We start from the raw sequence: 25730 nt of genomic DNA, 5'->3' as shown, positions 1-25730 counted from the left end.
CCATGCGCCTTGCCTGTTCCGCCGCTGCCTTGCTGATCATCCTGGGCGCGCAAGCGAGGGCAGATTCGGGTGATGCGTGTTCCTGCAAGAACCTCACGAGCCTTCAGCAGGAAGTGGAGAATGCCGATTATGAAAAGCAGTTCTTCACAACTCTCTCCGAACGGCTGAAGGCCATCGAGGCCAAGCAGGTTGAGGTCAACAAGGATCCAACAAATCCCGACAGCGGGCGTTCGGTTCTCGCGGTGTCGGGCAATGCGCGGAAGGAGATCATGGCGAAGGAATTCCGCCTACCGCATGATCCGCCGGATGGCTATACCGGCCCCAAGAGTGTCGACCTCGATGCGCCGGCTTGCGAACAGGATCCGGAACAGTTGAAGGCCATGCGGAACGGATCGGCCTGCAAGGCCATCGCCGACATCACCCTGTCGCATGAGGCGGCGCATACGGCCAAATGCAAGGCCGATACGCCCGCCGTCTATTGGGACCGCCTGCCCAGCGCGCTCGCGGCAGAAGAAGCCGAACGCTACACCGAACAGGCAAAAGCCATGCGGGCGGAATTGAAGCGCGTGGTGGATGGCAGCACGGTGCGCGTCTCCGCCATCATGGAGCCGCACATGACGGGGCCGCGCTTCGACGTAACCTATTCCTATGTGATGTATCCGTTTGAACTCTCATCGGCTGGAAGCGGGGGCGGCGGCCTTTCCATCTTCAAGGGGGATGGCAAGCAGGCAGGTACCATCAAGCGGGTGAAGCTTGCCGGGATGAGCTGCACGCCAAGCGGCCAGTTGAACGACGATATTTCCATGACGATGGAAACCGACGGCTTCACCATGGGGATGAAACAATCAAGCCATGCGCGGCCCGGCGATGTGCGGCTCAAATGCAAGCATGGCAGCGGCATGTCGCTGCGGCCGCAATCCGATTCCGGCAGCGGGCCGGTGTTTCAGGGCGAGCCGCTGCAACTCAGCAGCACCATCACGCGGAACGTGGCGGATATGTCTTTTGCAAAGCTACTGCGCCAGGGAGGCTTTTCCGTAGATGGAAAGCAAGTGGTGACGGTCGATCTGGTTTGCCCGGGGCAGTAAGCGTCAGGTCTTCATTTCCACGAGGCGGGACTTGGCGGCGAAATAGGCATCGCCTGTGGACTTGAACTCGCCGCAGGTCATCGGCGCGCCGTTGTAGCTTTCGCAGAACTGGTTGCCGGAGGCGGACCACGTGCCCTTGCCCGCACCCTTGGTATCGTCCGTGAAATTGAAGGTGCCGTCGGCATTGTAGGTGATGAAGCCGTTGCCATCGGGACGGGTATACTGGAACGTCTTGCCGACAATGGCCGACTTCATATCGGCATCACCCAGATCATGGATGGCCTGCGGCTGCGGCTTGCTGGAGCCGCTGGTGATGCGGATGCCCTGTGGCCCGTGGCTGCAGGCAGTGAGGGTGAGGAGGGCGGCTGCCGCCATGAGCGCCGCCAAATTCGAGTGCCGGATCAACGTCTTCGTCCTTATTGTCAAACGCGCATGTGCCACAGGTGCCGGGCCGCTTCAAGAGATTTGCCCCAGCAGCCGACTGAGCTCTCCTAGATGGGGAATGCGGCGGAAGCGCGGATTTTCCTCTGGTGCGTCAGCATGTTCCAGCGCCCATGTGAGTTCGTGCGGGATATGCACCGCGAAACTTCCCGCCTTCAGCGCCGGGAGGATGTCGGATTTGAGCGAATTGCCCACCATCAGCGCCTCCGCCGCGTTTCCGGCATGGGCCTTGAAGATGCGGGTATAGGTGGCGGGCGTCTTGTCGCTGACGATCTCGATGCCGTTGAAAAATTCTCCAAGACCGGAAGCGGCAAGTTTCCGCTCCTGATCGAAGAGATCGCCCTTGGTGATGAGGACGAGGCGGTAACGGCCCGCCAGTTCCTCCAGAGTGTCCCGCGCGTGGGGCAGGGTTTCCACGGGGTGCCGCAGCATTTCGCGCCCGAAGTCCAGAATGCGGCTGATCGCGCCTTCGGGGGGCTTGCCGTTCGTCACTTCCACCGCCGTCTCGATCATCGACAGCATGAAACCCTTGATGCCGAAGCCGTAGAAGGAAAGATTTCGGCGCTCCGCTTCGAGCAGGCGGGCGGACACGTGCGCGGCTTCCCCATGGTCGGCCATCAATTCGGCGAAGCGCTGTTCTGTGAATTTGAAATGGGTTTCGTTCTGCCACAGCGTATCGTCGGCATCGAAGCCGATAACTTTCACGGTGGCAGGCATGGCGGCTCTCCGGATTATTGCGGCGTGCCGATGTCTTGCCCCTGACCTGCGGAAGAATCAATCTTGGCTGAGGATGAATCGATCAGCGAGATCGCGCTGCCATCGGATGGACGCACCACCACCTGCGTTCCCTTGGGCACCTGCAGGTAAAGCTCGGCGATGTCCTGGTTCAGCATGCGGATACAGCCTGAGGACATGGATTTGCCGATCGAGTCCGGCGCGTTGGTGCCGTGGATGCGATAGAATGTGTCCTGACCGTTGGCATAAAGATAAAGCGCGCGGGCGCCCAGAGGATTATCCGGGCCGCCGGGCTGGCCGTTGATCCACTTCCGCGCATTGGGGTCGCGCTCCACCATTTCCTTGGGCGGCAGCCAGCGCGGCCAGCGGCGTTTCAGTCCCACCTTGGCAAGGCCAGCCCATGCGAAACCGGCGCGGCCAACACCCACGCCATAGCGGATGGCCTGATGGCCTTCCTGCACGTGATACAAAAAATGGTTTGCCGGATCGACGACGATGGTGCCCGGCCATTCCGGCCCGCTGTAATTGACGAGCTGGCGGTGAAACTGCGCGGGTATCTTGTTGAGGTTTACCTGCGGGATGGGAAAGTCTTCGGGCGACTCCGCAGGCGGCAACTGCGCCGGATCATACCACAGGCCACCCGTGCCATCATTGGTGCCTGAATCCATTGCGCCGCCATAAAGGTCATTGGTCTGCGCAAAGGCACGCGTGGCGGTCAGGGCTGCGGCGGCAGATCCCAAAAGAAAGATGCGGCGTGAAAAGCGGTCAGACATCCCAATCCCCAATTTGTTTTCCGCAGTCTCAGCCCGTGCAGGGGCGAGACTTTGGAAACGCTGTGGCGGGATTGTGGTTGCGTCAGCGCATCGTCACCCCGCGCATGGCGGAGTCTCAAAAACGCATGATTGTCGGGGAAGTTCCGAAGCTCAGGCGGGTGTGAACGTGGCCTTGCCCACCTGATAGCTATTGGGCGCTGTTCCCGGCGCGAAGGGATAGCAGCTCATCGGCACGCCCTGCGGCAGGAAGGGGGCAGGGTCGAAGCTCTCGCAAAGCTGTCCGTCCTGTGTTTGCCAATGGCCGCGCGTCTTGCCCTTGCCATCCACCTCGACGAGTGACGAGCCATCCGCTGCATAAAGCGTGGTGCCGGTGTTGTTCGGCCCCGTGAAACGCCAGCTGCGGCCTGAAAGTATACTTTTGATCTCAGCCGAGGCCATGGGCTTGGGGCCGGTATTGACGTCCACCGGGCCATTGTCCGACGAGGCACAGGCAGCCAGTGCGAGCGCGGTGAACGCGAGTGCGGCGGCCTTGTGGCTGGTTTTCGGACGAATCGGCATGGATCGGCTACTCCCCTGTTGCGCCGGTTTGCTTAGCACAGGCTGATTCGCGGCTAAAGGGCTGAAACATCCGGGGCTTGCGCGGGGAACACAAGCTGGCCAACTTGGCCAATTCAAGGCGGCGGGAGATGGGCATGGTGCGTTGGCTGGCGGCTTTGGCCGCAATGATCGTCCTGGCGCTGCCGGCATGGGCTGCGGAGGAGATCACCCGCTTCGGCAGCGAGATCGCTACCAACCGCGATTCCAGCCTTGATGTCATCGAGCATATCACCGTGAATGTTGAAGGCATGATGATCCAGCGCGGCATCTTCCGCGATTTCCCAACCCGCTACAAAGACCGCATGGGCAATCCCGTGCGCATCAATTTCGATGTGACCTCGGTGAAGCGCGACGGGAAGCCGGAAAACTATGCGCTGGAGAGCATCGCCAACGGCACGCGCATCCGCATCGGCAACCGTGATGTGATGTTGCGGCCCGGAGTCCACGTCTACGACATCGCCTATCATGTGGATCAGGAGCTGGGCTTCTTCGGCCAGTTCGATGAACTCTACTGGAATGTCACCGGCAATAGCTGGAACTCTGCCCATCGCCGCTGCGTCGGTGACCATCAAGCTGCCAGCCGGCGCAACAATTGTTCAGCATGCGGAATATACCGGGCCGCAAGGCGCCCGGGGCAGGGATTTCCGCGTCACCTCCGGCAGCGGGTCTACCTATGCGGCGGAAACCACGCGGCGGCTGATGCCGGGCGAAGGCTTCACCGTGGCGGTGGCCTTTCCCAAAGGGGCCGTCACGCCGCCGCCTCCGCCGCCCGATACGCGGCTCGAAAGTTATGAATGGCTGGGCGGCGGGCTTCTTGCCCTCTTCGCATACTATCTGACGGCGTGGTTCCGCGTGGGCCGCGATCCCAAGCGCGGCGCGATCATTCCGCTTTACGATGCGCCTGCGGGGCTGGGGCCCGCCGGCGTGCGCTTCATCTGGAAGCGGGTGTTCGATGCCAAATCCTTCGCGGCCGGGGTGATCGGGCTTGCCGCCAAGGGCCGTCTCACCATTGCGCAGAAAGATGGTACCTATTCGCTCACCCGCCTCAAGGCCAGCACGCCGCCCCTCACCGTCAGCGAGCAGGCCATGTATGGCGCGCTTCCGGCCGAGGTTGATGTGGAGCGCGGCAATGCCGCGTCGCTCTCTTCCATGCGGCAGAAGCTGGAGAGTTCGCTGGAGCGCGATTATGAAGAGCGCACCTACCGGCGCAATCGCGGCTGGTTCTGGGGCGGGCTGGCGCTTTCGGCCTTCCTTGCCGTGCCGCTGCTGATGTTCGTCGATGCTGATGATTTCGCCACGGCATTGCTACTCACGGTGGTGTGCGGCGGCATCTGGATTGCGGTGCTGCTGCTTGGCCGCCTCAATGCGCGGTTTTTCCTCAAGACGGGGTTTATCGGCAAGCTGGCGTCACTGGCAGGGTTTGCCGCGCTGGCGATATTGGCGCTGTTTGGATTTGCCATCGCGCTGGGTTTCGTGGGCGATGGCGCCGGCGAGGCCGTCTGGTTTTACACGGCCGGACTTGCCGCCTTCGCGCTGCTGCACATCACCTTCTTCCGGCTACTGCCCGCCGAAACGTCACTGGGGCGGAAGCTGATGGATCAGGTGGAAGGCTTGCGGCTCTACATGACCACGGCGGGAGAGAAGCGCCTCGACGCGCTGAACCCGCCGGAAAAGACGCCTGCCCTGTTCGAGAAGCTGCTGCCCTATGCGATCGCACTCGATTGCGAGAATGCGTGGAGCGAAAAATTCGCCGATGTGCTGAAGGCCGCAAGCTATGTGGCGCCTGCCTGGTATGCCGCCAGCATGAGTGATGGCTTCGGAAATTTCACCTCGAACCTCAACCGCAGCAGCTATGCCCCGCCCAGCCCGTCAAATTATTCCACGTCTTCTTCCTCATGGTCGCCGGGATCATTCTCAGGCTCCGGCGGCGGCGGCTCTTCGGGAGGCGGCGGCGGAGGGGGCGGCGGAGGCGGCTGGTGATCAGTCCCAGTTGATGTGGCGCGGCCATGTGAAGGCCTGATCGGGATTGGGCGCAGCCGAACCGCCCAGTGACAATGTGCGCCGCCGCAATTCGCGGAGGAGATCGTCGCGGTTCGCGGCATCGTTCAGATCGTCTGACGTGATCGGACTGCCCACCGACACCTTCATGACCGTTCGCGCGCGCCGTGCCGTTTCGCGGAACAACAGGGCGATCCGAAGCGCGTAATGCGTGTGGCTCATGATCTGAAACAGGCGCGAATTCTGCCCATGAAAATAAACCGGCACGATGGTCACACCCGGTATGCGCGCCAGCTTGGCGACGAAAGGATGCCAGGCGCAATCGAGGGCCGGGCCGGTAAACGGGCTTTGTGCGGTCGAGACGCTGCCTGCCGGAAACACCGCCACGGCATGGCCTGATTTCAGCCAGTCGATGGTGCGGCGGCGCGTGAGGAGGGACGTGGCCTGTGCTTCCGGTGTACCGCCAAAATCAACAGGCAGCAGATAGTCGCGTGCCTCTGGCGGCTGGCACAGCAGGCTGTGAGTCATGATCTTGGTGTCCGGCCTGATGCGCGTGGTGAGGTGGCCCATCATCAGGCCATCGACAACGCCGAAAGGATGATTGGCGATGAACAGCACCGGCCCTTCTGCCGGCACGCGCGCCCATGCGATTTCATCCGTCTCGACTGTGATGCCCAGCAGCCGAAGGCCGGCGGTGAAGATGTTTTCATGCGGACGCGGCGCTGCGGACCACGTACGATAGAGGCGCTCCAGCTTCTTCTGGCCGCTCAGCCGCTCGATCAGGCGGATCACCGCGCGGTTCAGCGCCCTCTGTTCGGGCCTTGAATAGCTGAAGCGGATATCCTCCGTTTCAGTCTGCTGGCCCTCGCCATGAAGGCGTTCGGCGATATCAATCATACAAAGACCCGTCATGTTTCATCACGTGACGGGTGTGTGGGAGTTCTGTGACGCGCTGATGAAGGGCGCTATGCCTTGCGGCCGCTGCCGGATTTCTTGCCGCCGCCGTCCTGCTTGTTCACGGTGGCCCACGCCCGCGCCTCGGCTTCCTTCTGCGGCACGCCACGCTCCTCGTAGCTGTCCTCGATGTGCTTCGCTTCCCGCTTCTGCTTGTCCGTATAGGCCGATTTATCTCCGCGCGGCATGATGGGCCTCTTTTGATGCCTGTTCAGGCCAATCAACGCCGAAGAAGATGCGCGGTTCCGATGCTCGATGCTGCCGGGGAAGGCATTGAAGTTGGCATCATTCGATGCTAAGCTTATGCCGAGAACAGGAATTGCCATGCGCACAACCCTTGCCCTTGACGATGATCTTCTGGCCGAAGCCCAGAAACTGACCGGCGTTCGGGAGCGCGCGCCGCTGATCCGCGAGGCGCTCAAGGCGCTGATCGCGCGGGAGAGCGCAAGGCGGCTCGCCCGCCTCGGCGGTAGCGAAGCTGGCGCCAAGGCACCCCCTCGGCGGCGGCCGCGCGTGGCATGATTCTCGCCGACACGTCGGTCTGGATCGATCATTTCCGGAAAGGCGACGCACGGCTCGCAAGCCTGCTATTGGCGTCCGAGGTTCTCGTCCATCCCCTTATCATTGGCGAAATCGCACTTGGACAACTCAAAGCGAGAACCACCATCCTTGCCAGCTTGGGAAACCTGCAAAGCGCCACCGTGGCGACGGACCGGGAAGTACTGGACTTTATCTCCAGCGCCAGTCTCGGCGGCTCAGGCATCGGCTATCTCGATGCCCATCTTCTAGCTTCAGTCGTTCTCACTTCCGGCGCAAAATTCTGGACCCGTGACCGAAAGTTGGCCAGCGCGGCGGCAAGGCTGGGGTTGGCGGCGTAAACGTGCGTTTCCTTTCAAGAAGGCTTCGCAGAGGTTTGTGACAAACATTTATTTATTACTTTGGCGATTTCTACAGGAAAATCGGCGAATTGTTCCGCAAGGCCGTGAATTTTGTAGAATCGGTCAATGCCGTGAAGAAGGCCTACGCCCCCAATCACTGTGCCACTTTCCGACTCCAGTGACGCAACAACGTCTACGAGATGCGCCGTCAAGATCGAGTCTTCCCCTGCCGTGGGATTCGCCTGCAATGTTGAATCATCAACGGGTGCTCCATCACTTACGACCACACACACCCAGTTCTCATACTTGCGGGCCCGTGCCTGTGCCCAGAGAACTGCCTCGCCATCGACATTTTCCTTGAGGATCGCATTTGCGGTCATCAGGGGGAGTGTAACCTTTAATTCCGAGGTGGGCTCATCGAAGGACTTGTAGACAATATGGCGGAGATCGCACAGCCTTCCCGGAGCGTTCGGGCGTCCCTGCTTGATCCAGTCTTGCCGGGATCGCCCTCCTTTCCAGCTTACCGTTGTAAAGCCCAGCATCTCGTACCTTATGCGCGCAGCTTCCAGTTTGCTGCCCACAATCAGAAGCGCTGAAGCCAATTCCTTCGCGGCGCCATTGTCACGCAACGATCCGGACTGATCCACAAGAAGCGTCAAATACGGATCGCTTGCTGCATGAATTTGAAGATCATCCAGACGGTCGGCATTGGAGCGACGCCATTGTTCCGCATGCTCGAAAACGATAGTTTGGCTTTTTATCGGTGATGCTTCGTAATGTGCGACAAGGTCCCGTGCGTGAACTTCTTCGTCATGTCTTGTGGTGAAAACCCGATAGGGCCGCGGCGGTGCGGGTGCGGGCTTTTTTATAGTAACCGGATTGGGTATCGAGCGGTATGCAACATAAACTGCTATTGCAATGAAGGCCGCCCAAATCGCCACAACAATGATCGCCCAGAAGTGTTGTCCGCCCGTCATCGCGGAAGGATGACCAATTTTGTAACTCCATTCAAGTACGCTGGAAGTGCTTCTACCCCTTCCTCCCCCTATACGTCCTCGTCCCCGGCTTGCCACCTTTTGAACCGGCGCGGCGATTGGGTTTGGGATTTGGCCAACTGGCGGTGGCGTCCTCGATGGCGCTCTGGCGCGCCGTTGGGTCTTCCATGACGGCGAGTTCGACGCTTTTGAGGCGCTTCACCTCGTCGCGCAACCGCGCGGCTTCCTCGAACTCGAGATTGGCGGCGGCTTCGCGCATGCGTTTCTCCATGTCGGCCAGAACCTTTTCGAGGTTGTGGCCCACCAGCGGCGCATCCTCGCCGAAGCCCGCATCCGCCGTCACATGGTCCTGCTCATAGACGCTCTTCAGAATGTCGTTGATGTTCTTCTTCACGCTCTGCGGCGTGATGCCGTTGGCCTCGTTCCACGCCACCTGCTTTTCGCGGCGGCGGTTGGTTTCTGCGATGGCGCGCTCCATCGAGCCGGTCATGTGATCCGCATACAGAATAACCTTGCCGTCGACATTGCGGGCGGCGCGGCCGATGGTCTGGATCAGCGAGGTTTCGGAGCGCAGGAACCCCTCCTTGTCGGCATCGAGAATGGCGACCAGCGCGCATTCGGGAATGTCCAGCCCCTCGCGCAGCAGGTTGATGCCGATCAGCACGTCGAAGGCGCCGAGCCGCAAATCGCGGATGATCTCGATCCTCTCCAGCGTGTCGATGTCGGAATGCATGTAGCGCACGCGGATGCCCTGTTCGTGCATGTATTCCGTCAGGTCTTCCGCCATGCGCTTGGTGAGCACGGTGACGAGCGTGCGGTACCCGGCCTTGGCTACCTCGCGGCATTCGGCGATCAGATCATCAACTTGAGTTCTAACCGGGCGGATGATCACCGGCGGATCAATGAGGCCCGTGGGGCGGATCACCTGTTCGGCGAACACGCCGCCGGTCTGGTTCATCTCCCATGAGCCGGGGGTGGCGGAGACGCACACCGTCTGCGGCCGCATCGCGTTCCATTCCTCGAAGCGCAACGGCCTGTTGTCGATGGCCGAGGGCAGACGGAAGCCATATTCGGCCAGCGTCGCCTTGCGGTTGAAGTCGCCGCGGAACATGCCGCCGATCTGCGGAATGGTGACGTGGCTTTCGTCGATGAACACCAGCGCATTGTCGGGCAGATATTCAAAAAGCGTCGGCGGCGGCTCGCCGGGTTTGCGGCCGGTGAGATAGCGCGAATAGTTCTCGATGCCGGCGCAGCTTCCCGTCGCCATCATCATCTCGATGTCGAACAGCGTGCGCTGCTCCAGCCGCTGCGCCTCCAAAAGGCGGCCCGCCGCATTGAATTCTGCGAGGCGGATGCGCAGATCGTTCTTGATGCGGCTCACCGCCTGTTCCAGCGTCGGCTTGGGCGTCACATAGTGCGAGTTGGAATAGACCTTCACCTGGTCCAACTCGGCCATCTTCTGCCCGGTGAGCGGATCGAATTCAGCGATGCTTTCGATTTCGTCGCCGAACAGCGAGATACGCCAGGCGCGATCCTCGAAATGCGAGGGGAAAAGTTCGATCACGTCGCCGCGCACGCGGAAGGAGCCGCGGGTGAAGTTCTGGTCGTTGCGGCGGTAATGCAGCGCCACCAGATCGGCGATAAGCTGGCGCTGCGGCACGCGCGTGCCGCGCTTTATGGCAAAGGCCATGGCGGAATAGGTCTCGACGTCGCCAATGCCATAGATGCAGGAGACCGAGGCGACGACGACCACATCATCGCGCTCCAGCAGCGCCCGCGTGGCCGAGTGGCGCATGCGATCGATCTGCTCGTTGATGGCGCTTTCTTTCTCGATATAGGTGTCGCTGCGCGGCACATAGGCTTCCGGCGTGTAGTAGTCGTAATAGGAGACGAAATATTCCACGGCGTTTTCGGGGAAGAAGCTCTGAAACTCGCCATAGAGCTGCGCGGCCAGCGTCTTGTTGGGCGCGAGGATCAGGGCAGGGCGCTGGGTCCGTTCGATCACCTGCGCCATGGTGAAGGTCTTGCCGGAGCCGGTGACGCCGAGCAGCACCTGGTCACGCTCATGCTGGTTCACGCCTGCGACGAGTTCGGCGATCGCCGTCGGCTGGTCGCCGCGCGGTTCAAACGGCGACGAGATGGTGAGGCGTTTGCCGCCTTCGGACTTTTCCTGCTTGATGGTTTTGATTGGCGTAAAAGATTGCAGCGGAACGAATTCCGGCCGCAGCGTTTCCAGCCCGGCGCGCGGCGCCACGGGAATCTCCGGATAGCCCTCCAGCTTGGTGAGCGGCGCTTCGGCGAATCCGCCTTCCTGACGTGAATGTCCCATGTCCCCAATATAGGGCGCGCTGCTGCTGAGGCAAAGCGGGGCTGCTGCCATCTCCTGTCAGCAGGCAAAATTCATGGAACCTCACTCCCGCTCTCCCGTTTTCCCACCGACGGCCATCAACGAAGGAGACAGTGATGTCGAATATTCGTGACACCGAAAAGAGCGGCAACCAGCAGAAGCCGAACCAGCCGCAGCACGGCGGCGATCATCGCAATCAGGGCCAGCAGGGCCAGGATCTTGGCAAGCGCGGCCAGGAGCAACAGGGCGGCCAGCGCGATACGCGCGAAGATACACGGCGGGACGGCGGCCAGCGTTAAGCCGCACATCGTCTCGCGCGGCGGGAGGCACCATGTGCCTTCCGCCGCTTTTATTTCAAGCCCGGGCTACGATCACGTCGTGCAGCACATTAGCTTCCAGTTCCATATCCTGAAGCCGGTTCTGCACTACGTCGCCAATCGACACGATTCCCAGCATGACGCTGTTTTCGGCCACCGGAAGATGGCGGATGCGGTGCGATGTCATCAGCCGCATCACCTCACGCATTTCGGTGTCGGGGCGGCAGGTATAGACCTTGTGCGACATGAGCGCCGAAACCGGCATCTCGGTCACGGCGCTGCCGTGTTCGGTCAAGCCATGAACAATGTCGCGCTCGGACAGAATGCCCTCGATCTGCTTGCCGTCACTTGAGACGACAACGGCACCGATGCGCTCCAGCCGCAGCCGCTGCGCGGCCATGCCGATGGTGGTGGATGGCGTCACCGTCACCACCTTGCCGCCCTTGCCCTTAAGGATGCTGCGAATGCTCATGCGGAAAACCTCCTGCGATGTTCGATGCACAGGAGAAGGCTAGGCCCTTACCACTGGCAGGATCATGGCCAGTTCATTAAAATTTGTTTATGCGCAAACGAAAAGGGCGGCCCTGAAGCCGCCCTTGATGCCGGTCCGTCAGGCGATCACACTGTTTTCTTGCGCAGGCGCGACAGGCCGCCGACGCCCACGAGGGCTGCGCCCAGCAGCGGCAAAGACGCGGGAAGCGGAACGGGAGACACCTCGCCCGTCACGCTGACATTGTCGAGCCCCCAGGCTTCGTCGTCATAGGACTGAAGGTTGGAATAGCTGAAGGTTATCGTGTTGGAACCCAACAGGATTGCGAAGGGGATCGTAATGGTGCGGGTGCCGCCATCACGGCCAATATCGGTGCTGCCCGTGCCGCCGGTTACCGTCGTGCCCACAGGGCCGGAATAGCTGTCGCTGCCGCCGCCGCCGAGATTGAAGGTGCCGGTGAAGATGTCCACGCCGTTGATGGAAACCGTGAATGTGTCGGTATAGCCGTTGGCGGCACCGTCGAGGGTACGGAAGCCAAGAAGGTCAAAGCTCAGCGTGCCTGTTCCGGCGCCGGGCGAAACGCCGGCTACCGTGGCGCTGGTCCCGTCGCCGTAGAGCTGGCCCAAAATGCCGGTGTCGCCCGTGTTTCCGCCCGTCGTCGACCATTCCGAGCCAATCGTATCAAAATTGGTCGAGTAGGTGAGCGTCAGCGCGTGAGCGGGAGAGATTGTGGCAAAAGCTGCAACCAATGCGGCAAGTGCGGAGAGTTTCTTGGTCATATTTCTACCCTGCATTGTAGTTGTTAACACACTATCAAGGTTAACGCTGCGTCGCAACAAATTTGCGACACCGCAACAAAAGAGAATGTTTCGTAGAGCGGTCTTGTCTTTGGCGCTGCGAATCAGGCCCGTTGCCTGTTCCGCATCCTTGAAAGCCCGCCAATTCCCAGCAGCGCGCCGCCCAGCAGGGGAAGCGATGCAGGCAGGGGAACGGCGGTTATGGACAAGTTGTCCAGGCCCCACTGTTCATTGCTGAAGCTTTCAAGATTGGCATACACGAATTTGAGCGTGTTCGTGCCGGCGACGAGGTTGATGAACATTGTGATGGTGCGGGTGCCTGATCCTGATGAATCATGCGTGCCGGTCAGAGCGCTAACAATGGCGCCTGATGTGTTGAGCGTGATGTTGTCCGTTCCTGCCCAGCCCGTGTCGAGCGCGCCCTGAAAAATCGTCGTTCCTGCGCTCGATACAGAGAAAATATCAGTATAGGCCGACCGGGATGCGGAGTCGGTGAAATAGCCGTCAAGCGTTCCAAAACCAATGAGGTCAAACTTCAGAACAGCCACCGTTGCGGTGGCGGAATTGAATGTCAGTGTCGCGCTGCTGGTGCCGCCCGATGTGTTGTTGATGCCGCCGAGAACGCCCGTCTGGTTGGTGCTTGACCCGCTCACCGTCCACCCCGTGTAAGGCGTGGTGCTGAAGTCCGTGGAGTAGACCGGCACTGCATGCGCGGGGGCCTGCGCCAGCACAAATGCTGCGACGGAAAGCGCGATCAGTCTGATTTTCTTCATTTTATGCAACCAGTTTCGACTTGATTTTTGCCTGTTAACAATAACAGCCGTGCGCCGCAACATCGGGCTGGAATGACGCTGAAGACGGGGTGTACCGCGAGGCCGTTCCGTCTGGCTTGAAGGCCTTTTCCGTTAACCATGCTCGCCCCTCGTTTCCTCAGGGCGCGTGCCCGGGTACCGCTTATGGGAGCCAATGCTGCGCCGCAACCAAAATGGAGAATGGTATGGAATTTGTCATGAAATTCAATTTTTGATTGTATGCAAATACAATTTATCGGAGCTGCGATAGCCAAGCCGCCGCGACTCTGGCAAGAAGACGGGATGAAAACCGCCCTGTCAGTGATGCTTCTCTTCGCCGCCACGCCTGCTTTTGCGGATGATGTGAAACTCATCCCGTTTGACGATGCTGGCGTTTATTTTCCTGCCGCCCTCGGCAAGCAGTTGAACATTCGGCTTTCGGCGGATTTCGCGAAAGCCAATAGCCTCGCGGGGGATATCGATGGCGTCATCCTCAGCGAGTTACAGGCGCAAAAGGCATGTTTTTTCGGCAAGGACAAGGGGTTGGACCCTGACGATCCCAAGCTGAAAGCGATTGCCCGCCCCGACATGGGAGACGTGTGCATCCCCTTGGCCGATGTGTCGGTGCGTTATGTGCCGGTGGCGCAGCCCGACGCGCCGCCGTCACCCTTTTATGCGACAGATCAGAAGGCCTGTTCGTGGGTATGGAAAAAGGGCACGGGCATTGCGCTCTGGGCCGAGGATTGCGCCTTCGACACCGGCAAGTGGGCCATTACCTATGATGCGGGGACAGACACTTTTACCCTCAATACGGATGGCGGCGATCCCTACACGGTGGTGCGCCAGTTCCGCAAAAAGCCGGATGAAAAACTGGATGCGCTGCTGCCTTCCCTGCGCAAATCAGGGTTAATTCCGGACGATAATGAATGCCAATTCGCCGCCGACACCGATATCAAGGCGCCGCCGGGGTGGACCCTGTGGCAGGTCGTGCCGACGGGCGAGCGCAAAAAGGCCTTTGATGCCGAGCCGCAGGACGAAGTGCCGGATCCGCCCTGCGGAGAGGTTGGTTACGCTGTCGATTCTGTCGGCTTTTTCATGGTTCCCGACGCCCATCCCGACCGGGTGATCCATGTCGATCTGGGGCAAGATGGCACGATGTTCGATCCGTTCACAATCACCCTGTTCTGACATCTTGCTGCGGCCGTCATGAACTACCGCCACGCCTATCACGCGGGGAACCATGCCGATGTGCTGAAGCATGTGGTTCTGGCGCGGGTCATCGAACATCTCAAAATCAAGGACAAGCCGTTCCGGGTGATTGATGCGCATGCCGGGATCGGCATTTATGATCTTGCGGGACTTGAGGCAGGAAAAACCGGGGAATGGGAAGGCGGCATTGGCCGCATGGGCGCAGTCTTTCCTCCGCATGTTGAGGAATTGCTGAAGCCTTATCGCCGGGTGCTCGCAGAGCTAAATGGAGATGGCCCGGTGATCCGCTATCCGGGGTCGCCCTGGCTGGCGGCCGCGTTGATGCGCCTGCAAGACCGGCTCATTGCCAATGAACTTCATCCAGCGGACAGGACCTTGCTGGCAGACTGTTTCCGTCCCGACGGGCGGGTGATGGTCCAGGGGCTGGATGCCGCGGCCTGCGTCAAAGCCAGCCTGCCGCCGCCAGAGCGCCGGGGCCTCATCCTGATCGACCCGCCTTATGAGGTGAAGGACGAAGCCGAGCGTGCGATCCAGATGCTGGCTGATGGGGTCAGGCGCTTTGCGACAGGGTGTTTTCTGCTGTGGTATCCCGTCAAGGCAGATGGCCTGGAAGGCCAAATCTCTGATGCCGCAGCGGCGATGGAAATTCCCGGCACGCTGCGGATCGAACTCAGGGTTCGCGAAAGTTTCAAGGGGGGCGGACTGGCAGGATCAGGCCTCATCATCATCAACCCGCCATGGCGGATTGATGAAGAGCTGGGTGTCCTTGTCCCGGCTCTGGCGGGCCGCCTTGGCAAGGGCGATTGGGGGCAGGGAACCATAAGCTGGCTCCTGCCGCCCCGCTGATCATTCCGCTTTGCCGGCAATCGCCAGTGACAGGTCGCGGTATTCTTCACAGGTCACGCCACAGCGCTGGGCAATTTCCGCCAGCTCTGCTTTCGCGAGATCGTTGCGGCCCGCGGCAACGTAGCCTTCGCCCAGGTATTCGCGGGCGAGCACGAAGTTTGGGTTGATGGCGAGCGCCTTGCGGTAATAGGAAATGCCAACCTCGAGCCTGCCCGCCTTGCGATTGCTGTAGCCCATGTAGTTCAGCACACGCGGATCATTCTGGTTCTGAACCAGGGCCAGCACCTCAAGGGCCCAGTCATACTGGCCTTCCTTGGCCAGCGCGCGGCCTTGCTGGTAGAGATCCTCATCCGGCAACACGCCGGATTGCTGCTTCATGCACTTCTTGGTCTTCTTGTTCCAGACCTCGCCTTTCTTGCAATCATGATCCTGCGGGGAGCCGCCGCCGCCCGAAGAACTGCTGCCGCCTCCTGAACCTCCGCCGCCTGCGGCCAGAGCGGTTGCTGATGCAAGACAGAAAGCTGCAAGACTGAATGTCACAAGCTTGTGCATGGCGAGGCTCCTTGAGTAAGTGATGCGTGAGTTACGCATTCAGCATGGTCTTTATTCCACAATGCCGCCAACATGAACGGCAGTTAAACACGGCATTCAAGCTGGGCTCATCCACTGTGCGCCATAGTTGCGCCATCGATCAACACCGATCGCAACACAATTGGAGGATAACACAATGACCAATATCCGCTTTGCCGCATTCACCGGCTCAACCGTCTTCGCTCTCGGCATGCTGGCGCTGAGCCAGGGCGCTGGCGCATCCATCACATCGAAACTGAACAAGTGCGTTGCCGACAACGCCGGCGCGGTCGTCTCCTGTTGCGAGACCGTAACCGCTGACCGCCGCCCAGTCTGGATGGTTCAGGCCAATGCGAATTGCGGCGACATTGTTGTTTGCAAAGAACGCCGCTGCTACGTGCGCCAGCTCGTCACGGTGAATGACAAGAAGACCCACGACAACGGTGGCCGCAAGCGCTAGGCGACGGTTTGCGGCGAGCGCCAGCTGTAAATCCAGTCGTTGCGCCGCAGCGCATAGTTTTTGCCCATCAACTTCAGGGCCATGGCGCGTGCTTTGGCCCTGAAGCCTGTTGCATGGTAAATGCCGCCAAGCTTTCGTGATTCAAGCATGATTTTTGATGTCCTTGCCCGCCGTTCAGCCGCATAGGCGATGAAGGCCTCGGCAGAGTTTTCGTAGCGCATCAGACTCGACCCCAGCACGCAGGCATCTTCAAGAGACATGGCGGCACCTTGGGCCAGATAGGGCAGGGTGGCGTGGGCTGCATCGCCGATCAGGGTGAAATTCCCTTGCGACCATTCCGGCAATGGATCGATGTCGGCGCCCGTCCAGATACGCCATGCCGAGGGGGCGGAGAGGATCGATTGCAACGGGCCTGCAGCGTTTGCAAAGGCCTTGCGGATATCATTGCTTTCGCCGCGCGTGCGATAGCCTTGCGCAAAGCCGGGCGTTTCAATGGTGGCAACGATATTGAAGCGCTTCCAGTTGCTCACCGCATAGTGGACGACATGCGCACCAGGATAGAGCCACAGCGTCACGCATTCCGGTTCGACACCGAACGGGACCCGGGAAAAGGGAATAAGTGTCCGGTACAGCATGTGGCCGCGTGGCTTTGGCTCGCTGCCGGGATAGTGCTGTTGGCGGAGTGCCGAATGAACCCCATCCGCGGCGATGATGCCGGTTCCTGACGCCGATGTCCCGTCCGCGAAAACAAGTCCGTTGCCTTCGGTGGAGATGGCGCGATGGCGGGTTTCCAGCGTGATGCCGGGGGCCTGCTTCACCGCGCCCAGCAGAGCCGCCAGCAGATCGGCGCGGTGAGCCACGCGATAGGGCGCGCGATATCGGGACTCGAAGCGTTTCCCAAGCTTGATGCGCTGCATGATTTTGCCGGTCAATCCGTCCCTCACGTGGATTTCCACGGGGATGACGCAGGTCCGCTCCAACTCTTCCCATGCGCCAAGCCAGCGGAGTGCTGCCACGGCATTGGGGGAAATCTGCAGGCCGGCGCCAACTTCGCTGAAACTGTCGTGCTGTTCAAAAATACGTGCAGGCTTACCGGCGCGCGCCAGTGCCAGCCCCGAAGCGAGACCGGCGATGCCGCCGCCAGCGATCAGATAATGTCCATCAGTCATGGGAGAAAAGGCGAGGCGCGCAGGGCTGCCAAGACAAGATGATTGAGTCTTGCAAGCAGGCCTGCCTTGGCTCTAGGAGTGCGCCACCCCGGCATGCAAGAAGGTTTTCCACCAATGGGTTTCATCTCTGATTCACTTAACCGCATCCAGCCCTCGGCGACCATAGCCATCTCGAATAAAGCAATGGTTATGAAGGCGGAAGGCAAGGACGTGATTGGCCTTGCCGCTGGGGAGCCTGATTTCGATACGCCGGACAATATCAAGGAGGCGGCGATTGCCGCCATCCGGGCTGGCAAGACGAAATATACCGCCGTCGACGGCATTCCCGAGTTGAAGAAGGCGATCTGCGCCAAGTTCAAGCGCGAGAACGGGCTGGACTATAAGCCGTCCCAGGTGTCGGTCGGCACAGGCGGCAAGCAGGTGCTGTTCAACGCACTGATGGCGACCGTCAATCCCGGTGACGAGGTGATTGTGCCCGCGCCATATTGGGTCAGCTATCCTGACATTGTAATGCTGGCGGGCGGCACGCCGGTGTTCGTCGACTGCACAGTAGAGCACGGCTTCAAGCTGCAGGCGGCTGATCTTGAGAAGGCCATCACGCCCAAAACCAAATGGCTTATCCTGAACTCGCCGTCGAACCCGAGCGGTGCTGCCTATGCGCGAGCCGAGTTGAAGGCCATCACCGATGTGCTGGTGAAGCACCCGCACGTCTGGCTGCTGACCGACGATATGTATGAGCATCTCGTCTATGACGATTTTGAATTCACCACCGCGGCCCAGGTGGAGCCGAAGCTCTATGACCGCACCCTGACGATGAACGGCGTGTCGAAATCCTATTGCATGACAGGCTGGCGCATCGGCTATGGCGCAGGGCCGGAAATGCTGATCAAGGCGATGTCGAAGCTGCAATCGCAATCGACCTCCAACCCGTCATCGATCGCCCAATGGGCGGCTGTCGAGGCGCTAAATGGCCCGCAGGATTTCATCCCCGCCAACAACACGGTGTTCAAGAAGCGGCGCGATCTCGTCGTGTCGATGCTGAACCAGGCGAAGGGCATTTCCTGCCCGGTGCCGGAGGGCGCGTTTTATGTCTATCCCTCCTGTGCGGGCACCATCGGCAAGACCGCGCCCTCGGGCAATGCGATCAGGAGCGATGAGGATTTCGTCACCGAGCTTCTGGCGGCGGAAGGCGTTGCGGCGGTGCATGGCGCGGCCTTCGGCATGTCGCCCTTCTTCCGCATTTCCTATGCAACTGGGACCGATGTTCTTGAAGATGCATGCAAGCGCATCCAGCGGTTCTGCGGCAATCTCAGGTAAGGACAGGTAAGGAAACGCTGAATCATGTTCGAGACTTCCGTTCCCGTTCTCATTCATCACATGAAGGCGCTGACTGCCATTCTGGAAAAGGCCGAGGCGCATTGCGAGGCGAAGAAGATCGATCCTTCCGCGCTTCTCAATTTCCGCCTGTTTCCGGATATGTACCCGCTCATCCGGCAGGTGACGCTGGTGAGCGATTTTGCCAAGGGCGCAGGCGCGCGTCTCGCCGGCATCGCGGTACCAAGCTATGCCGATGAGGAAAAGAGCTTCGCCGACCTCAAGGCGCGGCTGGCGAAGACCATTGATTTTCTCGGTACGCTGAAACCGGATCAACTCGCGGATGCCGCAACCCGTCAGGTCGTGCTGAAGGTGGGCGACGGGGAGATGACATTCAGCGGCGCGTCCTATTTCTCCTACTTTGCGCTGCCCAATTTCTATTTCCATGCCGCCACGGCCTACGGCATTCTGCGCCACAATGGCGTGGAACTGGGCAAACGCGATTTCATGGGCCGCGCCTGAATTCAGGCGTGCGCATCCGGCTTGCGGATCGCCCATGAGATTGCCAGCACCAGCGCCGCACCGGCTATGGCTGCAGCGTAACCCATGGCCGTTGTCGGCGTGATGCCGAGCGCCTTGATGAGCGCCGAGTCTTCATAGAGCATCCGGCCCGCCACCCAGCCCAGCAATCCCGCCCCCGCCCACACGAGCAGCGGCACTCTTTCAAGCAGCGCGGCGATGAAGTTGGCTCCCACGACGATCAGCGGAATCGACAGGATGAGCCCGATGATGAACAGCTTGTAGTCGCCATCGGCGATGGCGGCGATGGCGACGACATTGTCGAGGCTCATGGCGGCATCGGCGATGGCGATGGTGGCGACCGCGCCCCAAAGCCCGTTTGAGGCCTTCACGTCGTGATCACCAGAGCCGTTACGCGTCAGGCTGACGGCGATCCAGATCAGCAGCAGGGCGCCAGCCGCCTGCAAGTACGGGATGTCCAGCAGGCGTGTGACGAGGAAGGCAAACACGATGCGCAGTGCGATCGCCGCGCCAGAGCCTATCAGGATGCCGAGGCTGCGCCGGTTCGCAGGGAGGCTGCGGCAGGCCATTGCAATGACGACCGCATTGTCCCCCGACAGCAGGACATTGATCCAGGCGATTTCGAGAATGCTCAGAAAATAGTCAGTTGTAAAAGGCATCAATATCCGTAGCCGTTAACCGTGGCGTGTATCCGTTCTGGAACAATCGCGGCACCTTGTAATTATAAAAGTGCACGGATGTCCACATGGGCATGCGGTAAGCCGCAATCTCGCCTTAATCGGGGTCAACACAGCCCGCCGACGGCTATCAAAGGATTCACAAATGAAGAAAATTCTCGCAGTTTCTCTGTCGCTTCTGGCACTTGGCCTTGGTGTGACGCAGGCGGAAGCCAAGGGCGGCGTCAAGGTCGGTGTTCTGAACTGCACCATCGACGGTGGCGTTGGCTACATCATTGGTTCGTCGAAGGGCGTCAAGTGCACCTACAAGTCGAACAGCGGCCGTGTTGAGGCTTATAAGGGTTCGATCGGCAAACTCGGCGTGGATATCGGCGTAACGGGCAAGGCCAAGGTGGCATGGCTTGTGTTTGCGCCGGGCAAGATCAATTCCGGCGCTTTGGCCGGCACCTATACCGGTGCATCTGCGCAGGCCACCGTGATTGCAGGCCTCGGCGCCAATGTTCTGGTTGGCGGATTTAAGAAAACGATCAACCTGCAGCCGATCAGCATTCAGGGCCAGACGGGCCTGAATGTGGCTGCTGGCGTTGCCAGCCTGCATCTCAAGGCTGTCAAGTAATCACGCGTCTTTTCGATGCTACGGCCCGGCCTCGCGCCGGGCCGTTTTTGTTGTGCGAATTTTTCTTGCTGAGGCTCTGAAAGAGAGTCAAGCTTGATCCGTCGGAACCGCCCCCGGTGGTTTCAGAAGAAGGGCGGTCCTTCGATGTGCACATGCAGTCAAAGGAGGATTGGCCATGGATTCGAACACCGGTAGACGAGCCCAGGGCTCGCGGTGCATTGCGCTTGTGGGCCCCTATCTCGGCGGTAAGACCACGCTTCTTGAAGCAATATTGTTCCGGACCGGCGCCATCGCGCGGCAGGGCAAGGTTTCCGAAAAATCAACGGTTGGCGACGGCGCGCCGGAAGCGCGCGCCCATGGCATGAGCGTCGAACTCAATGCCGCCACCACGCAATTCATGGGCGACAGCTACACGTTTCTTGATTGCCCAGGCTCCATTGAATTTTCACAGGAACAGCGCGCGGCGCTGGCGGGATGCGACGCGGCAATCGTCGTGTGTGAGGCGGATGACAAGAAAGCCGCGGCGCTGCAGCTCATTCTCAAGCAACTCGATGAACTGGATGTTCCGAGGCTGCTGTTCATCAACAAGATCGACAAATCCACCGTCAGCCCGCGTGACGTATTGGAATGGCTGCAACCTGCAAGTTCGAAGCCCCTGATCCTCCGGCAATTGCCGATCTGGACGAACGGCGTTGTCACCGGCTTTGTCGATCTCGCGCTGGAGCGGGCCTTCGTTTACCGCGAACACGCCGAGAGCACGGTCGTTGACATGCCTGTCGATGTCGCGGCACTCGAAAAGAGCGAGCGGTTCGCCATGCTGGAACGGCTGGCTGATCATGACGATGAGTTGATGGAGCAATTGCTGTCTGATCTTGAGCCACCGCGCGACCGGGTGTTTGCCGACCTATCGCGCGAATTGGCGGACGGGCTGATCACGCCGGTGCTTTTCGGCTCAGCCGAACACGGAAACGGAGTGGGGCGCCTTTTGAAGGCGCTGCGCCATGAAGCGCCGGGTGTGGCCGATACCGCGAAGCGCCTTGGCCTCAAGGCCAATAGCGGTGCGGTGGCGCAGGTGCTGAAGACATTTCACACCGCGCATGGCGGCAAGCTGTCGCTTGCCCGCCTGCTGCAGGGCGAGATTGCCGATGGAGCAGTGTTCTACGGCGGGCAAGGGCAGGATGCGCGCGCCGCCGGACTGTTCACGCTGATGGGGCAAACTCCGAATAAAACGGCCAGGGCGCAGGCTGGCGACACGGTGGCGATTGGCCGCCTGGAAGGTATCGCAACCGGCGAGACCATTTCGACAGTCAAAGGCTCCACGCTGCAGCTCATGGATATTTCGCGTGCGCCTGCTGTTTATGGCCTGGCGCTTTCGGTGGCTGACCGCAAGGATGAGGTGAAGCTCACCAGTGCCATCGCCAAGCTGATCGAGGAAGATCCTTCTCTCTGGCTGGAAAACAATATCGATACGCATGAGATGGTGCTGTGGGGGCAGGGTGAAATGCACCTGCGCGTGGCGCTTGAACGGCTGGAAGGAAAGTTCGGTGTAAAGGCGCAGGCGAGGCCGCGGCGCATCGCCTACAAGGAGACGATCCGCAAATCCACCCAGGTGCGCGGGCGGCACAAGAAGCAGTCCGGCGGCCATGGCCAGTTCGGCGACATCGTGGTGGAAATCAAACCGTTGCCACGTGGCGAAGGATTTGTGTTCAGCGACACGATCACCGGTGGCGTGGTGCCGAAGCAATACATTCCGGCAGTCGAATCCGGCATCCGCGAATGGATACCGCATGGGCCGCTGGGTTTCAGCGTGGTCGATTTCGCGGTGAACCTGTCAGACGGGTCGTATCACGACGTCGATTCATCCGAGATGGCCTTCAAGACGGCGGCACGCATTGCCATGAGCGAAGGCATGCCCGCCTGTTCGCCCGTGCTGCTGGAGCCGATCGTGGCCGCTGACATTCACGTGCCGAGCGAGGCGACATCGCGCGTCAACCAGATCGTTACCGGGCACCGGGGGCAGCTTTTGGGCTTCGACGGCCGCGATGGCTGGCCCGGCTGGGATACGGTGAAGGCCCACATGCCGGAATCGGAGATGGAATCGCTGATCGTGGAATTGCGCTCCGCCACATCCGGCGTCGGCACCTTTACCTATGTGCACGACCATATGGCTGAGTTGACGGGGCGCGCCGCCGATCAGGTGGTGCAAGCGCGGAAGTCCGAAGCGGCATAAGGCAAAAACAAAGGGCCGCTTTGCGGCCCTTTTCATCTTACAGTGAAAAAGCGATTCCTACGGGATCAGCGGTCCATTGCCGGGTACTACAGGACCGATGGTTGGTGGAACAACCGGCCCAATTCCGGGCGGCGGCACAACCGGACCGTCGAACTCCGGCAAAATCCAGTCGAATGGCACAGGCACAACAGGTCCAATGTTCATCGCATATTTCCCTGATTTTATAATTATGGAGGAAGACTAACATTCCCGGTTTCGCAATCAAGGGGGTCGCGGGTAGAAACAGTGCGGTTTCGCGCTACCGTTGCATTGCTGCCACGGTCAGCGGTAATCAGAAGCTGATTGATGAAGTGAGCGGCAGATTTTCAGCGTGAGTCCAGCGTCCGGACATGAAGGCAAGCGGTTGCTCGTTCTCGTGCAGGCGGCCGGGCGGCAGTCCTTCGAGGATTTCCTTGAAATTGCACGGGAAATTGTAAAACTCGACCCCGGCATCCTGGTTCACATCGTGACGCCGCAGGATACGGCGGATATTGTCCCGGCCTATAAGTGGCGTCTTCCCAGCCTGACGGTGAGTTTTTCCGATACCAAACGGTTCGTGCCTCCGCGCGGCCCACTGCTGGCCAATCGCCCGATCAAAAAACAGGATCAGCATGCCCGCTTTGCTGCGCTGGGCATCGCCACCCCATTCACGGAACGATTTTCGTTCGGAACGGCCTATCGCGAGGATTGTTTTGGCCCGCTGGCGGTGTTGAAGACGCTGCCGCTTGGCAAATCCTCCTTTGCCAACTCGCTGCAACTTTTCCGCACCCGGAAGCTGGCTGAGTTGCGGCCGCCAGATTTTCCGGAAACCCACTTCCTGCGGCAGGCTCCCGCGCTGGTGCAGCAGTTTATCGATACCGGCCCCAACCCCGCCTATTACCGCGTGCTGGCTTTGTTTGGCGAACCGCTGCTGTGGATGAAGGTGTTCAGCCCCATCCCGCGCGTGAGTCTGGAAGCGTCCGATGAGGATATTGAGCGCATCGCCGTCGATCCCCGCATGGGGGCGGTGGCGCGGGCCTTCGATGCGGCGGACGGCATTTCTTATGATGTGCCGGATGATGTGATTGCGTTTGCGCGGCGCATGACGACCGCCTTTCCGTCCATCCCGCTTCAGGCCTGCGATATCCTGACAGAGCACGGAACCGGCAAGCATTACGCCATCGAGATCAATGCCGGCGGCAACACATGGGATTTCTCATCCCAGCGCGTGGCGGCGGGAATCGGAATTTTTGGCGGGCGAGAAGGGTTAATCGCGCGATATGATCCATGGCCCAGGGCTGCGCGGGCGCTCGTGACGCAGGTGCGCGAGCGCGCGTTCTGATCACCGCATCGCCATCGTCATGCCGGGGTTCAGCCAGAAGGGTGGCAGCCAGCCCGCGATATTGCTGAAGGGAAGCACTTCCGGTTTCAGCCTGATGCCCAGCGTCTCGATCATGAAGGCGCGGCGGCCTTCGATTCTGCGCCAGGCTTCCGGGTAACGCACCGCAAAGTCCCGCCGCCCTGCATCATCCAGAAGCGCAATGCCATCCTCGATGTTGCTGGTGAAGTAGTCTGTGCCGGTGGCGGGAATGATGTCGCACTGGATCGCCATGCCGGAGGCAAGCTTGCGGGTGCTGCCTTTGCGGATGGGGGAATGCATCCATTCATCGAGATGGATGAGATGGCCGGGATTGAGGCCGATGCCAAAGAACGGATCGCCTAGGCGCGACATGACGGCATCATGGATCGCGCCGCCTGTGACGCCGATGCCCACCGTTTCATACCACGCCACGGCGGCCTCGAAGTATGGCGCAACCAGTTTCTTCACATAGTCATGGATGGCTGGCGGCAACTCACTTTCGTCACGCACCATGAAGCCTGCCCGGCAGTTCAACGCGCCCATCAGCCCGAAGCCGACGACGATCGGGTCGCCCGGTTCGATCACCCGCATGGAGGGGCTGGGCAGGCCATATCTGGCGCGCGGCCCTGCGCACATGTTGATGTGCGTGGAGTGCGGAAAGCCGTTGAGCTTCATGAGACTCACGCTCTCGTATTCTGTCATCCCCGGCCTGGTGCCGTTGATCACGCGGGAGATCGCAGAGGAGGTGAGGGTGGCCGCATGTTCAAAGCAGGCGAGCTGATCCACCTCATTGATGGCGCGCAGGCCCGTGGACGGATCCATGAATAGAAGCGCCGCATTGGAGACAGGCCCAAAGGCACGCAGCGCCTCCACGAGATAAGCCGGTGTTTCAAACCACTGCGGATCGAACACCCCATCCTCGCTCTCAAAACCCTTCCACCCGGCAAGGCCGATGCGCTGGCCCTTCTTCACTCCTGCTTCCGCCAGAAGATCGCTCAGTACACGGAATTTATCGCGCGGCTGGCTCATCAGGCTGAGAGGCTGCCACAACACGCGCTCAAAGACGCCATTGGCGCATTCGGCGTAAGGGTAACCCTCGTTGCCGGCGAACAGCGTGGGCTTCCGCCCCGGCACGATAACGCAGATCGCTTCTTCAAAGCGGGGATCATAGCCGGTGGACCATGCAATATTGGCCACATGCTCGCGGTCGCCATAGATCACAAGCGCGTCATAACCTGCGGCTGCCATAGCCTTTTCAAGACGTTCGAGCCGCGCGGCGTAAATCTCGCGCGAAAGTGCCGGCTCTGTTTTGGGGTTGCCGAAATCGGGAAGATGGATCGCGGTCAATGCGGCGTGGCGCATGGTGGTCTCCTGCCTGCTTTTGACGCGAGCATAGCGAAGCGGGAAACAGCGTCAAAGCTGCGCGGGCAAAGAAAAAGGCCGGAGAGTTTCCGGCCTTGAGTTACGTGGCCCCATCGGGGGCACCTCGGCGCGGACAAGCGCTTCGGCTGATGCGGAGGTAC

The 25730-nt window shown here is 60.3% G+C and carries 27 protein-coding genes and 2 pseudogenes; 14 read left to right on the top strand and 15 right to left on the bottom strand.

From position 1 onward, the window contains the following. The first annotated feature begins 2 nt into the window (after positions 1–2). The gene (locus tag QM694_RS07270) at positions 3–1085 is read left to right on the top strand and encodes a hypothetical protein (RefSeq protein WP_415006279.1); all 1083 of its coding nucleotides are present in this window, start codon (positions 3–5) and stop codon (positions 1083–1085) included. A 3-nt stretch (positions 1086–1088) separates the two neighbouring features. On the opposite strand, the gene QM694_RS07265 is transcribed toward QM694_RS07270, so the two are convergent. The 4 genes and pseudogenes from QM694_RS07265 to QM694_RS07250 form a co-directional block, all read right to left on the bottom strand. After that, complete coding sequence (locus QM694_RS07265) at positions 1089–1460, bottom strand: hypothetical protein (protein WP_415006278.1); 372 nt, start codon at positions 1458–1460, stop codon at positions 1089–1091. Positions 1461–1541: 81 nt separating this feature from the next. Next, a complete protein-coding gene (locus QM694_RS07260; protein WP_415006277.1) occupies positions 1542–2243 on the bottom strand; it encodes an HAD family hydrolase in 702 nt (233 codons plus the stop codon). Between the two features lie 113 nt (positions 2244–2356). Then, a pseudogene (locus QM694_RS07255) lies at positions 2357–3034 on the bottom strand (L,D-transpeptidase); the annotation flags it as partial. Between the two features lie 150 nt (positions 3035–3184). Then, positions 3185–3592 (bottom strand): hypothetical protein, encoded by a 408-nt coding sequence (locus QM694_RS07250; protein WP_415006276.1) that lies wholly within the window; start codon positions 3590–3592, stop codon positions 3185–3187. Between the two features lie 134 nt (positions 3593–3726). Between QM694_RS07250 and QM694_RS07245 the strand changes: the two genes are divergently transcribed. Together QM694_RS07245 and QM694_RS07240 are read left to right on the top strand one after the other, a co-directional pair. Further along, entirely contained in the window at positions 3727–4425 is a 699-nt protein-coding gene (locus QM694_RS07245) for a DUF2207 domain-containing protein (RefSeq protein WP_415006275.1), read from the top strand. Further along, the gene (locus QM694_RS07240) at positions 4331–5611 is read left to right on the top strand and encodes a DUF2207 family protein (protein WP_415006274.1); all 1281 of its coding nucleotides are present in this window, start codon (positions 4331–4333) and stop codon (positions 5609–5611) included. Before QM694_RS07245 ends, QM694_RS07240 begins: the two co-directional genes overlap by 95 nt. On the opposite strand, the gene QM694_RS07235 is transcribed toward QM694_RS07240, so the two are convergent. Beyond that, positions 5612–6541, bottom strand: coding sequence for a lysophospholipid acyltransferase family protein (locus tag QM694_RS07235; protein WP_415006273.1), 930 nt, complete (start codon positions 6539–6541; stop codon positions 5612–5614). A gap of 62 nt (positions 6542–6603) precedes the next feature. Continuing rightward, positions 6604–6771: pseudogene (locus tag QM694_RS07230) on the bottom strand (plasmid stabilization protein); the annotation flags it as partial. A gap of 136 nt (positions 6772–6907) precedes the next feature. Here QM694_RS07230 and QM694_RS07225 point away from each other — a divergent pair. Then, the gene (locus tag QM694_RS07225; RefSeq protein WP_415006272.1) at positions 6908–7105 is read left to right on the top strand and encodes a type II toxin-antitoxin system VapB family antitoxin; all 198 of its coding nucleotides are present in this window, start codon (positions 6908–6910) and stop codon (positions 7103–7105) included. Continuing rightward, positions 7102–7461, top strand: a complete 360-nt coding sequence (locus QM694_RS07220) for a type II toxin-antitoxin system VapC family toxin (RefSeq protein WP_415006271.1) — start codon at positions 7102–7104, stop codon at positions 7459–7461. The genes QM694_RS07225 and QM694_RS07220 overlap by 4 nt, the downstream gene beginning before the upstream one ends. Positions 7462–7475: 14 nt before the next feature. Here the strand turns inward: QM694_RS07220 and QM694_RS07215 are convergent, their stop codons facing one another. Together QM694_RS07215 and uvrB are read right to left on the bottom strand one after the other, a co-directional pair. Further along, positions 7476–8438, bottom strand: a complete 963-nt coding sequence (locus QM694_RS07215; protein WP_415006270.1) for a cobaltochelatase CobT-related protein — start codon at positions 8436–8438, stop codon at positions 7476–7478. 52 nt (positions 8439–8490) lie between these two features. Next, entirely contained in the window at positions 8491–10785 is a 2295-nt protein-coding gene (uvrB, locus tag QM694_RS07210; protein WP_415006269.1) for an excinuclease ABC subunit UvrB, read from the bottom strand. Positions 10786–10919: 134 nt separating this feature from the next. Here uvrB and QM694_RS07205 point away from each other — a divergent pair, with 134 nt between their 5' ends. Continuing rightward, a complete protein-coding gene (locus tag QM694_RS07205; protein WP_415006268.1) occupies positions 10920–11102 on the top strand; it encodes a hypothetical protein in 183 nt (60 codons plus the stop codon). 55 nt (positions 11103–11157) lie between these two features. Here QM694_RS07205 and QM694_RS07200 read toward each other — a convergent pair whose 3' ends face one another. The 3 genes from QM694_RS07200 to QM694_RS07190 all read right to left on the bottom strand — a co-directional run bounded on the left by QM694_RS07200 (position 11158) and on the right by QM694_RS07190 (position 13243). Further along, positions 11158–11592 carry a CBS domain-containing protein gene (locus QM694_RS07200; RefSeq protein WP_415006267.1) on the bottom strand — a complete coding sequence of 145 codons (435 nt, stop codon included), beginning with the start codon at positions 11590–11592 and terminating at the stop codon, positions 11158–11160. 146 nt (positions 11593–11738) lie between these two features. Continuing rightward, on the bottom strand, positions 11739–12389 hold the full coding sequence (locus QM694_RS07195) for a VPLPA-CTERM sorting domain-containing protein (RefSeq protein WP_415006266.1): 651 nt from the start codon (positions 12387–12389) through the stop codon (positions 11739–11741). Positions 12390–12511: 122 nt separating this feature from the next. Then, positions 12512–13243, bottom strand: coding sequence for a hypothetical protein (locus QM694_RS07190; RefSeq protein ID WP_415006265.1), 732 nt, complete (start codon positions 13241–13243; stop codon positions 12512–12514). Between the two features lie 258 nt (positions 13244–13501). On the opposite strand from QM694_RS07190, the gene QM694_RS07185 reads away from it, so the two are divergent. After that, on the top strand, positions 13502–14386 hold the full coding sequence (locus QM694_RS07185) for a hypothetical protein (RefSeq protein WP_415006264.1): 885 nt from the start codon (positions 13502–13504) through the stop codon (positions 14384–14386). A gap of 18 nt (positions 14387–14404) precedes the next feature. After that, positions 14405–15253 carry a 23S rRNA (adenine(2030)-N(6))-methyltransferase RlmJ gene (locus QM694_RS07180; RefSeq protein WP_415006263.1) on the top strand — a complete coding sequence of 283 codons (849 nt, stop codon included), beginning with the start codon at positions 14405–14407 and terminating at the stop codon, positions 15251–15253. Here QM694_RS07180 and QM694_RS07175 read toward each other — a convergent pair whose 3' ends face one another. Continuing rightward, complete coding sequence (locus QM694_RS07175) at positions 15254–15805, bottom strand: tetratricopeptide repeat protein (RefSeq protein ID WP_415006262.1); 552 nt, start codon at positions 15803–15805, stop codon at positions 15254–15256. 175 nt (positions 15806–15980) lie between these two features. On the opposite strand from QM694_RS07175, the gene QM694_RS07170 reads away from it, so the two are divergent. Then, positions 15981–16283 carry a hypothetical protein gene (locus tag QM694_RS07170; RefSeq protein ID WP_415006261.1) on the top strand — a complete coding sequence of 101 codons (303 nt, stop codon included), beginning with the start codon at positions 15981–15983 and terminating at the stop codon, positions 16281–16283. Here QM694_RS07170 and QM694_RS07165 read toward each other — a convergent pair. Further along, on the bottom strand, positions 16280–17452 hold the full coding sequence (locus QM694_RS07165; RefSeq protein ID WP_415006260.1) for an FAD-dependent monooxygenase: 1173 nt from the start codon (positions 17450–17452) through the stop codon (positions 16280–16282). The genes QM694_RS07170 and QM694_RS07165 overlap by 4 nt on opposite strands. A 114-nt stretch (positions 17453–17566) precedes the next feature. Here QM694_RS07165 and QM694_RS07160 point away from each other — a divergent pair, with 114 nt between their 5' ends. Both QM694_RS07160 and QM694_RS07155 read left to right on the top strand, forming a co-directional pair. Further along, positions 17567–18769 carry a pyridoxal phosphate-dependent aminotransferase gene (locus tag QM694_RS07160; RefSeq protein WP_415006259.1) on the top strand — a complete coding sequence of 401 codons (1203 nt, stop codon included), beginning with the start codon at positions 17567–17569 and terminating at the stop codon, positions 18767–18769. 24 nt (positions 18770–18793) lie between these two features. Further along, positions 18794–19288 (top strand): DUF1993 domain-containing protein, encoded by a 495-nt coding sequence (locus QM694_RS07155; RefSeq protein ID WP_415006258.1) that lies wholly within the window; start codon positions 18794–18796, stop codon positions 19286–19288. Positions 19289–19290: 2 nt separating this feature from the next. On the opposite strand, the gene QM694_RS07150 is transcribed toward QM694_RS07155, so the two are convergent. Further along, on the bottom strand, positions 19291–19965 hold the full coding sequence (locus QM694_RS07150; protein ID WP_415006257.1) for a TerC family protein: 675 nt from the start codon (positions 19963–19965) through the stop codon (positions 19291–19293). 163 nt (positions 19966–20128) lie between these two features. On the opposite strand from QM694_RS07150, the gene QM694_RS07145 reads away from it, so the two are divergent. The 3 genes from QM694_RS07145 (at position 20129) to QM694_RS07135 (ending at position 24189) form a co-directional block, all read left to right on the top strand. Further along, entirely contained in the window at positions 20129–20599 is a 471-nt protein-coding gene (locus tag QM694_RS07145; protein WP_415006256.1) for a DUF992 domain-containing protein, read from the top strand. A gap of 175 nt (positions 20600–20774) precedes the next feature. Next, the gene (locus tag QM694_RS07140; protein WP_415006255.1) at positions 20775–22829 is read left to right on the top strand and encodes an elongation factor G; all 2055 of its coding nucleotides are present in this window, start codon (positions 20775–20777) and stop codon (positions 22827–22829) included. A 370-nt stretch (positions 22830–23199) separates the two neighbouring features. After that, complete coding sequence (locus tag QM694_RS07135; RefSeq protein WP_415006254.1) at positions 23200–24189, top strand: hypothetical protein; 990 nt, start codon at positions 23200–23202, stop codon at positions 24187–24189. Here the strand turns inward: QM694_RS07135 and QM694_RS07130 are convergent, their stop codons facing one another. Continuing rightward, the gene (locus QM694_RS07130) at positions 24190–25569 is read right to left on the bottom strand and encodes an aminopeptidase P family N-terminal domain-containing protein (RefSeq protein ID WP_415006253.1); all 1380 of its coding nucleotides are present in this window, start codon (positions 25567–25569) and stop codon (positions 24190–24192) included. Positions 25570–25730 lie beyond the last annotated feature (161 nt).

It is taken from the genome of Aestuariivirga sp. (assembly GCF_047602625.1).
GTDB lineage: Bacteria > Pseudomonadota > Alphaproteobacteria > Rhizobiales > Aestuariivirgaceae > Aestuariivirga.
This window is presented reverse-complemented; position numbering and strand designations above follow the sequence as displayed.